Below are 8,745 nucleotides of genomic sequence, written 5' to 3' on the forward strand. Positions count from 1 at the left end.
AATAACACACATTATTGATTTTACTGGGGTTAAAGTTTTTGAAGACGCAAGTGTAGATAGTACGATTACTATTTTTAGAAAAATCAGAGCTGGTGAAAATTCAAAATTTAATTTCCTAGCTTCAAACACCATAAATTTAAAAACGCAAAAATTTATCCAAATACCACAATCCACGCTAAACGAAACAAATTTTACTTTCCTAGATAGCAGCAAATTTGAGTTAAAAAGCAAGATCGAAAAAGTCGCAAAGCCATTAAAAGATTGGGGTGTGAATATCAATTATGGTGTTAAAACTGGGCTAAACGAAGCTTTCATTATCAATAGCGACACTCGTGACAAAATTTTAAGCACTTGCATTGGGGACGAAAGAGAACAGACGCAAAAGCTCATTAGACCGATCTTACGAGGTCGCGATATAAAGCGTTATGACTATGAGTGGGCTGGGCTGTGGCTAATTTGCACATTTCCGGCATTAAAGATAGATATTGAAAATTTTCCAAGTCTTAAGGGATATTTACAAACTTTCTTACCTTATATAGCACAAAGTGGCGAAACTATAAATGGTAAAAAATGCCGCAAAAAAACATCAAATAAATGGTTTGAGACGCAAGATAACATCGCTTATTATGAGGAATTCGAAAAAGAGAAAATTTTATGTGCCAGAATGGTGCAAAGCCCAAAATTTGCTTACGATACAAATAATAATATTCCAGACAATACTGTATATTGCATAACTGGCGAAAATTTAAAATTTTTATTAGCTTTTTTAAATTCAACAGCTGTTTATAAAATTTTCAACTTTTTCTATGCTGGGGGCGGACTTGAAGGCGAAATAAAAATAAATCGCTTAGAAATTTTACCTATCCCCCAAATAACGCCACAAAATGAAAAATTCGCAAACGATATAATAAATTTAGTTGATGAGATTTTAAAAGCCAATGAAAAAATCAAGCTTTATGAGAAACACATGCCTACTTTAAGCCTTGATGAAAAGCTAGAAGCCAAAGAAAATATCGACGCGCTAAACGACAAAATCAAGGCAAGTGACGAAAAAATAGACAAACTTGTTTTTGAGCTTTATGAACTAACAAGCGATGAGATCGCGCTTATAACGGGGGGGGGAATTGACGGCATAACAAAAATTTACATATACATCTTACAAAGGGGAGAAAATGAACCAATTAGAGCTTTATTACAATCAGCCGCTTAAATCAAGTAAATTTATCCCCAGAAAATACGAAATCATCTCGCCAAAAACGCTTATCGTTGGCGCCATTTCAAGTGGCAAAACGGCTCTTGTTTATGAGTTTTTGAGCCCTTATAAAAGCGAGGAGAGGCTTTATGTAAATTTAGACGATCTAAGGATAGACAGAGCCTTGCTTTTAGCAAATTTAAAAGAATTTTTAGAAAAAAATGCCCAGATAAAGGTTCTTGCAGTTGAAAATTTACAAGCTGCTGACCTTGCAAATTTAGACTTTTTAAAGGGCGCAACACTTGAAAATATCATCCTTACAAGCAAGGAATTTTCACTCACGATTGACGGCTTTGCTCGCATAAATTTAAACTATCTCGATTACGAGGAATTTATACTATTTTTTAAGAAAAATTTGGATCAAGATCTGCTTTTTAGCTATTTTTTAGCTCACGGCAACGAGATAGCAAGTGCCTTTTTAGACTCCAGCGAGGTCACAGCTCACTTGCAACAGCTCTTAAAAGCAAATTTAAGCGAGCAAAGCATTGCGATTTTAAAAGAATGTGCTCCAAAATGCCACGATGTGCTTAGTACTTTTGGTATCTACAAAAACCTAAAAGAGCAGATGAAAATCTCAAAAGATAGTGTCTATAACGCAGTAACCAGCCTTAATGAAAATGGCTTTATAGAATTAGTACCAAATTTAGATGAGAGCAGCACGAGCAAAAAGCTCTACTTTACAAATTTTGCACTTCGTAACGCTTTGTATCTAAAAAAGGATTTTTTAGCTGTCTTTGCAAATGTCGTTTTTTGCGAGTTGCTTAAATTTAAAGATGAAATTTACTACACAAAAGAGATTGATTTCTTCCTTAATAAAAGAAAGATCGCGATCATCTGTGTGCCATTTTCTGCGCCAGAGATTATCTTCTTGAAATTTAAAAAACTCCACGCAAGCTTAAAAGAGCTGGGCGTTAGTAAGCTTCAAATAATCAGCGTTGCAAACCAAGCTGAGCTTAGCTTTGAGGGCATAAAATGCGAAATTTTGCCATTTTCTAGGTGGAGTCTAGGTTTATAAATTTAAACCTTTATTTGATTATTGTTTTAAAAGCTTAAAGTAAAAAAGTTATAATCAAAAAAACTATGAAGGACGGACATGAGAGCATTTATTGGGATTTTTATACTTATAGTAGGTCTATTTGGCTATGAGATAAATCACGAAAACTGGGCAAAATTTTATAAATTTATTGGTGAGGCAAATGGTATAAAATTTGAAGTTTATATGAACTATTTTAAAGATGAATTTGAAAATTTTAAGCAGAGCAAGAGCTTTAAAGTGCCAGCCAAGATAAGCGGACATATCTTTTTTGATGGTACAAAATACGACTACGAAAAAGGTAATCTTGAGCAAAATAGCAGTGAAATTTCATCGCTAAATACTGTATCTGATAAGATAAATTTAGACGTTAAAAATAAAAATGGCGAGCTAAAGGGCAAAATAATCGTTAAAAACAAAGCCTATAATGCGACTATTAAAAAAGAAAAAGAGTATGAAATGCTAAATATTGGCATCCAAATGATCGAAGCAAATGGCACGAGATACGAAGCTATAATTAACGATATATTTGCCAAAGAATCGGCTAAAAAAAATAAAAATAAATTACTCTCGACACTTTATGACCTAAAAAGCGAGCGTAAAAAATGGCCAAATAACCAATTTGAGAGCCTAGACAACATCTACTATATGAATGACAAAATAAAAAGCATCTGCACCTATAAAAATAACAAAACTAGTTGCGATGTCGTCTTACTTAAAACCAACAAAAAGCTAAAGTTAAAGCAGATTTTTAAAGATATGAACGACCCTCATCTAAAAGCAATCCTCGCAACAGCAGGTGTTAGCGAAAATTTTGTACTTTCGCCACTTGGACTTACCTTTTTAAACGAGGAGCAAATTAGCGTGCCACTTGATGAGCTAAGACCTTACTTTAGCGATGAAATCGGACTTTAATGGCAAAAATTTGTGGCATAGATGAGGCTGGACGTGGGGCTTTAGCTGGGCCTTTAAGCGTAGCGGCCTGCGTGCTTAATAAAGAAATTTCAGGCTTAAACGACTCCAAAAAACTAACTGCAAAAAAGCGTGAGGAGCTTTTTAAAGAGATCATAAAAAGCTCAAATTTTCTCATCATCTACTTCTCAAATGCGCAAATAGACGAACTTGGGCTAAGCGAGTGCTTAAGACGAGCGCTCAAAATTTTTAAGGCGCACTTTGAGGGTTTTGAGATCATTTATGATGGTAATTTAGACTATGGCGTTGGTATCACAACGATGATAAAAGCTGACGGAAAGGTCGCTGGGGTAAGCGCTGCTAGCATATTAGCAAAGGTTAGTCGTGATAGTTTGATGAAAGGCTGGGATAAAATTTACTCAAAATATGGCTTTGCTGGGCACAAAGGATACGGCACAAAGGCACATTTAGAAGCCATTGCCAAGTTTGGCTATTCAAGCCTTCATAGAAAAAGCTTTGTAGTAAAGTCTTTTGAAAAATCTCTATTTGACTAAGATTAATTATCTAAGCATCAAATAGATGCTTAGATAAAACCTTTTTTAATGGCAGCCACAACCACAACTACCGCTACTTTTAATAGCATCAAATACAGCATCGTAGTTTGGCTCTTCTGTCACTTCAGGGACGATTTGTTTGTGAATTATTACGCCATCATTGATGACAAATACCGCTCTTGCAAGTAGTCCTTTTAGTGGGCCATCGCTCATTAAAACGCCATAGTTTTTAGCAAATTCTCCGTATCTAAAGTCGCTTCCAACATGTAAATTTGCTATGCCTTCAGTCGTGCAAAATCTCCCCATCGCAAATGGCAAATCATTTGAGATGATGCTAAGTTTTACACCATGTTTTCCAGCTACTTTTTCGTTAAATTTACGAGCCTCTGCTGCGCAAACGCCAGTATCAAGTGATGGTAAGCAAACAAGTACTTCTACGCCATTATTTCCGCCTACGCTAAACTCGCTAAGATCTTGCGCTACGACTTTTGCTTCAGGTGCATAAGAGCCTACGAAGACCTCATTTCCACTTAAATTTACCTCACTACCTTTAAATTTTGTAGTTGCCATATCTGTCTCCTTTATTATTTTTTTTGCTTTTTTAAATGCTTGATCAAGATCTGCTATTAGATCATCAGCGTTTTCGATACCGATTGCTAAGCGAAGCAAGTTTTGCTTTATGCCGATCTTATCTAGCACCTCTTTTGGATATGCCTCGTGCGTCATCGTTGCAGGCCTGCAGATAAGGCTCTCTACGCCGCCAAGGCTCACTGCTAGATCAAAAATTTCTAGAGATTTTACAAATTTATTTACATCATATTTTTCATCTAGCTCAAATGAGATGAGAGCACCGATGTCGCTTGCTTGAGCCGCTTGCATCTTTGCCTCTTGCTCGCTATATGAGCCGGCAAAATGCACTACGCTAACTGCGTCATTATCCTCTAAAAATTTGATGATTTTACGTGTATTTTGTGTTTGTCTATCAAACCTAACGCTAAGCGTTTTAAGCCCACGTATTAGGTAGTAGGCATCCATCGGGCTTATGATACCACCAAGCGTGTTTTTAGCAAATTTTATCTTCTCAGCCAAAGCATCATCGTTTAACGTAACGATACCAGCGATCACGTCAGCGTGTCCGCCGATATATTTTGTAGCACTATAGACCACGATATCAGCTCCGTGCTCAAGTACTCTTTGATAATAAGGCGTTAAAAATGTGTTATCCACAATGACTAGAGCGCCCTTTTTGTGAGCGATCTTTGAAATTCTAGCGATATCAGTCACTCTTAAGAGGGGATTTGACGGAGTTTCGATAAATATCGCTGCTACATCGTCACTTATATCATCTTCGCTTAAAAAATTTAGATCATCTATAAATTCGCTCTTTATGCCGTGGCTTTCAAAAACAGTCGTGACATATCTATAAGTGCCGCCATAAACGTTGCTATTTAGTAGGACCTTTTGCCCAGTTTTTATAAGGCTAAGTGCAGCTGCTGTTGCAGCCATGCCTGAACCAAAGCTAAATGCATATTTGCTGCCTTCAACCTTTGCAAAAATTTCATCAAATGCTTTTTTGGTTGGGTTACTACCACGCGAATATGCAAATTCTTGAAAATTTTCAAGATCATCTTGCACAAATGTACTTGCTAAAAAAACAGGCGGAATGACAGCTTTATTTGGATTATTTTTAGCTTCAATGCCTTTTACGATCAAGGTATCAAGTTTCATAAATTTCCTTTTAAAAATTTGTGAAATCTTACATAATAAAGATTAATCTTCCCCAAACCCACCCAAAACGTAGCTAAATCAGTAAGTGGTAGTAACATTTATTTTTAAGAATGCATTTTTTAAATTGCTGGGATAAATTTAAGCTTTTGCTCTCTCCCCGCAAGCCTAATAAATTTTTCTTTTTACTCGCCTTTAGCTACATTTTCACCATAAATTTTACTCTACAAGATCAACTTGCCAGTTTGCCTCTTGTAGCTTCATATCTAGCTCTCTGATCTCTTTTGATAGCTCGTCTATTTGCTTTTGAAGCATAGCCACATCGACACTACTTAAAATTTTTATCTCGCTATTTGAGTAAAGATCGACCTTTTGGCTTGCGCTTTTGGCAAAATCCCTAAGCACGCTTGCTTTTTGGCTTAGCGTATCTTTTTTAGCGATCATTTCAGTTAGACTCACATTTTCAAATTTTGCACTCGAGTTTGTTAAATTTATAGCCAAGATTAGCCTAAATAGCTCATCGCTTAGCCTATCAAGCTCTTTTAAAAGAAGCTTTGGATCTTCGCTAGGCCTTTCATTTTCTTGCATTTTTGCATTATCGAGCAACCTACCTTTTAGCTGCTCTAAACGTTTTTGTGTATCAGCTCTTAAAATGAGAGCCTGAGCTAATTTCATCATTTTTCCTTTTGAAATATTAAATTGAGAGAAAATTTCAAATTATATTAGTATCTTTTGGGTTATAATTGATTTAAAATTTTATTTTAAGGAAAAGCTATGAAGTACGATTTTGATACGCTTATTAGCAGAGATGGCACCAACTCATCGAAGTGGCGAATGAAAAACGATGTTTTGCCAATGTGGGTTGCTGATATGGATTTTAAGGCTGCACCTGAAATTTTAAATGCCCTACAAAAGCGTCTTGATAATGGCGTCTTTGGCTACTCATTTATCCCAAAAGAGTGGAACGAAGCGATCAAAGGCTGGTGGAAGAGGCGTCATGACGTTAGCTTTGAAAACGATTGGATGTGCTTTTGTACTGGCGTTATACCAGCTATTTCGACAGCTATTAGAAGATTTAGTAATCCAGGAGATCAAATATTAGTGCAAGCTCCCGTATATCACGTATTTTTTAACTGCATCAAAAATAATGGGCGTGAAATTTTATCAAACGACCTTGTCTATAAAAATGGCTCTTACGAGATCGATTTTGACGACCTCGAGGCAAAGCTAGCTCAGCCGCTAACAACTATGATGCTTCTTTGTAATCCTCACAATCCAATAGGAAAAATTTGGGACAAAGAGACGCTTAAAAAAATAGGCGAGCTTTGTTATAAGCACGATGTTTTGGTTATCAGCGATGAGATCCACTGCGACATAACTGATCCTGGGCTAAGCTACGTGCCATTTATCAGTGTTAGTGAAGAGTGCAAAAATAACTCAATCACATGCATCTCACCAACAAAAGCCTTTAATATTGCAGGACTTCAAAGCTCAGCTATCGTCACACCAAATGAACAGATACGTGCCAGAATAAATGCGGCTGTAAATTATGATGAGATAGGTGAAGCAAACGCATTTGCGATAACTGCGACAATAGCGGCATTTAACGATAGCCAAACATGGCTTGACGAGCTTAGAAATTATCTCTTTGAAAACAAAAAAATCGTTATAAATTTCATAAAAGAGCAAAATTTGCCAGTAAAACTTCTACCTTCAAATGCGACTTATCTTTTGTGGCTTGATTGCAGCGCATTTTGCGAGGATTCGAGTGACTTTATGAATTTCTTGCGTGATAAAGCTGGACTTTGGCTAAATGATGGCAATGCTTACAGAGGAGATAGATTTTTTCTCCGTATGAATATCGCAACCCAAAGAGCCAGAGTGTTTGAGGGGCTAAAACGCTTACAAAATGGTATAAATTTATACACTTCAAGAAAATAAAATTGACCAAATTTGGCTGAGTGGCTTTTGAATTTTAATCTACTCCTGCCTAATATTGATACAGCTTGGGGCATTTTTGAAGCAGTGAACATTGCCCCCACCACCATTTTTTAACATCAAATCAAGTTTTGCTGATAAATTTAAAGGCAAGATGACCTACGCTAGTTTTTATTTGCTTGCTTAAATTTAAGTATATAACCTCTCTCAATTACGATATAGTAGATTGATAAAGCAAACATTTTATGCCTTTTTGAAGTGGTAAATTCTATGCCCATAGCTTGTAAATTTAGCAGTGGCTTTAAAATTTTCAACAAAGTAGAAATTTGAAGTTGAGATAACGCTGGCTTTAAATTTAAGAGAAATTGTTTGCTAAAACAAAATTTTGAGCCATTTTTGAAGTTACACTTTCTTTTAAAACAAGGTAGTTTTTGCTGATAAATTTGATGACTTTAAAAATTTAGATAAAAGTAGAAATTTAAAGGCGGGAAACCCCGCCAGATATTATTTATGTAGTTCTTTTGTGTAAAACTCAACTGAGCCAAGGCCCTCTTTTAGCGCCCACTCGTAAGCTTGGCTTACAAATTCCCAGTTTATGTTCTCATAAAATGTCTCTAGGTATTTTGGGCGAGCATTGAAGTTGTCGATGTAGTAAGCGTGCTCCCACACATCAACGACTAGAAGCGGCACTTTGCCGTTACTCACTGGAGTTTTGGCATTGCTAGTTTGTACGATCTCTAGCTTTTTACTGCTTGGATCAAATACGAGCCACGCCCAGCCTGAGCCAAAAAGCGTTGTAGCTGCTTTTAAAAATTCCTCTTTGAAATTTGCAAAATTTGCTTCGATCGCAGCTTTTAGCTCGCTTGACATCTCGCTTTTTTTAGCGATGCAGTCCCAGTAAAAGTCGTGGTTGTAAACTTGAGCGACATTGTTATAAAGCCCACCTTCGCTATTTGTTAGAATTTCATAAAAAGATGCGCTAGCAAATTTTGTATCTTTTATAAGATTGTTTAAATTTGCTACGTAAGTTGCATGATGCTTGCCGTAGTGGTATTCACAGGTTTTTGCGCTAACTACTGCATTGCTATTTGCATCAAATGGAAGTTTTCTAAGTTCAAACATAATAATTCCTTAATAATAAAATTTGTTGTTTCGCATTATAGCCATAAAAAATTAATAAACAAAAATCTTTTAAATTTAGCCACAAAATATAGGCTAAATTTAAGCAAACCTAAACTTACATTTTTTGGCGGGCTTTTAAACTTATAGAAAAGAAAATTTGGAGCAAAATATCCCATACATTTGGTTAAATGGATTCAAAAATTTATTAA

At 36.0% G+C, this 8,745-nt stretch carries 8 protein-coding genes and 1 pseudogene; 5 read left to right on the forward strand and 4 right to left on the reverse strand.

What is annotated here, in order from left to right; genetic code table 11:
• The 4 genes from FZ949_RS05410 to rnhB all read left to right on the forward strand — a co-directional run.
• A partial coding sequence (locus FZ949_RS05410) for a TaqI-like C-terminal specificity domain-containing protein (RefSeq protein WP_316246163.1) occupies positions 1 to 1,210 on the forward strand: 1,210 nt, incomplete at its 5' end.
• Positions 1,173 to 2,267, forward strand: a complete 1,095-nt coding sequence (locus FZ949_RS05415; protein WP_103580613.1) for an ATP-binding protein — start codon at positions 1,173 to 1,175, stop codon at positions 2,265 to 2,267. The genes FZ949_RS05410 and FZ949_RS05415, both read left to right, overlap by 38 nt.
• Before the next feature lie 78 nt (positions 2,268 to 2,345).
• The gene (locus tag FZ949_RS05420; protein ID WP_103580614.1) at positions 2,346 to 3,200 is read left to right on the forward strand and encodes an S-adenosylmethionine tRNA ribosyltransferase; all 855 of its coding nucleotides are present in this window, start codon (positions 2,346 to 2,348) and stop codon (positions 3,198 to 3,200) included.
• The gene (rnhB, locus tag FZ949_RS05425) at positions 3,200 to 3,751 is read left to right on the forward strand and encodes a ribonuclease HII (protein WP_103580615.1); all 552 of its coding nucleotides are present in this window, start codon (positions 3,200 to 3,202) and stop codon (positions 3,749 to 3,751) included. Before FZ949_RS05420 ends, rnhB begins: the two co-directional genes overlap by 1 nt.
• A gap of 45 nt (positions 3,752 to 3,796) precedes the next feature.
• Here the strand turns inward: rnhB and tpx are convergent, their stop codons facing one another.
• From tpx to FZ949_RS05440, 3 genes and pseudogenes are all read right to left on the reverse strand, one after another.
• Complete coding sequence (tpx, locus tag FZ949_RS05430) at positions 3,797 to 4,321, reverse strand: thiol peroxidase (RefSeq protein ID WP_084109897.1); 525 nt, start codon at positions 4,319 to 4,321, stop codon at positions 3,797 to 3,799.
• Between the two features lie 42 nt (positions 4,322 to 4,363).
• A pseudogene (locus FZ949_RS05435) lies at positions 4,364 to 5,479 on the reverse strand (trans-sulfuration enzyme family protein); the annotation flags it as partial.
• A gap of 216 nt (positions 5,480 to 5,695) precedes the next feature.
• Positions 5,696 to 6,151 (reverse strand): DIP1984 family protein, encoded by a 456-nt coding sequence (locus tag FZ949_RS05440; RefSeq protein ID WP_087577420.1) that lies wholly within the window; start codon positions 6,149 to 6,151, stop codon positions 5,696 to 5,698.
• Positions 6,152 to 6,250: 99 nt separating this feature from the next.
• On the opposite strand from FZ949_RS05440, the gene FZ949_RS05445 reads away from it, so the two are divergent.
• Positions 6,251 to 7,417 (forward strand): MalY/PatB family protein, encoded by a 1,167-nt coding sequence (locus FZ949_RS05445; protein ID WP_103580617.1) that lies wholly within the window; start codon positions 6,251 to 6,253, stop codon positions 7,415 to 7,417.
• Positions 7,418 to 7,918: 501 nt separating this feature from the next.
• Here FZ949_RS05445 and sodB read toward each other — a convergent pair.
• Positions 7,919 to 8,536: a superoxide dismutase [Fe] gene (gene sodB, locus FZ949_RS05450; protein ID WP_148790219.1), complete on the reverse strand. Its 618-nt coding sequence runs from the start codon at positions 8,534 to 8,536 to the stop codon at positions 7,919 to 7,921.
• Positions 8,537 to 8,745 lie beyond the last annotated feature (209 nt).

Source organism: Campylobacter concisus (assembly GCF_902460545.1).
GTDB lineage: Bacteria > Campylobacterota > Campylobacteria > Campylobacterales > Campylobacteraceae > Campylobacter_A > Campylobacter_A concisus_AE.

Bases quoted from the DNA above. Each gene is read 5' to 3' on its own strand.
- FZ949_RS05415 (WP_103580613.1), top strand. From the start codon at position 1,173: ATGAACCAATTAGAGCTTTATTACAATCAGCCGCTTAAATCAAGTAAA.
- sodB (WP_148790219.1), bottom strand. From the start codon at position 8,536: ATGTTTGAACTTAGAAAACTTCCATTTGATGCAAATAGCAATGCAGTA.
- FZ949_RS05440 (WP_087577420.1), bottom strand. From the start codon at position 6,151: ATGAAATTAGCTCAGGCTCTCATTTTAAGAGCTGATACACAAAAACGT.
- FZ949_RS05445 (WP_103580617.1), top strand. From the start codon at position 6,251: ATGAAGTACGATTTTGATACGCTTATTAGCAGAGATGGCACCAACTCA.
- tpx (WP_084109897.1), bottom strand. From the start codon at position 4,321: ATGGCAACTACAAAATTTAAAGGTAGTGAGGTAAATTTAAGTGGAAAT.
- rnhB (WP_103580615.1), top strand. From the start codon at position 3,200: ATGGCAAAAATTTGTGGCATAGATGAGGCTGGACGTGGGGCTTTAGCT.
- FZ949_RS05420 (WP_103580614.1), top strand. From the start codon at position 2,346: ATGAGAGCATTTATTGGGATTTTTATACTTATAGTAGGTCTATTTGGC.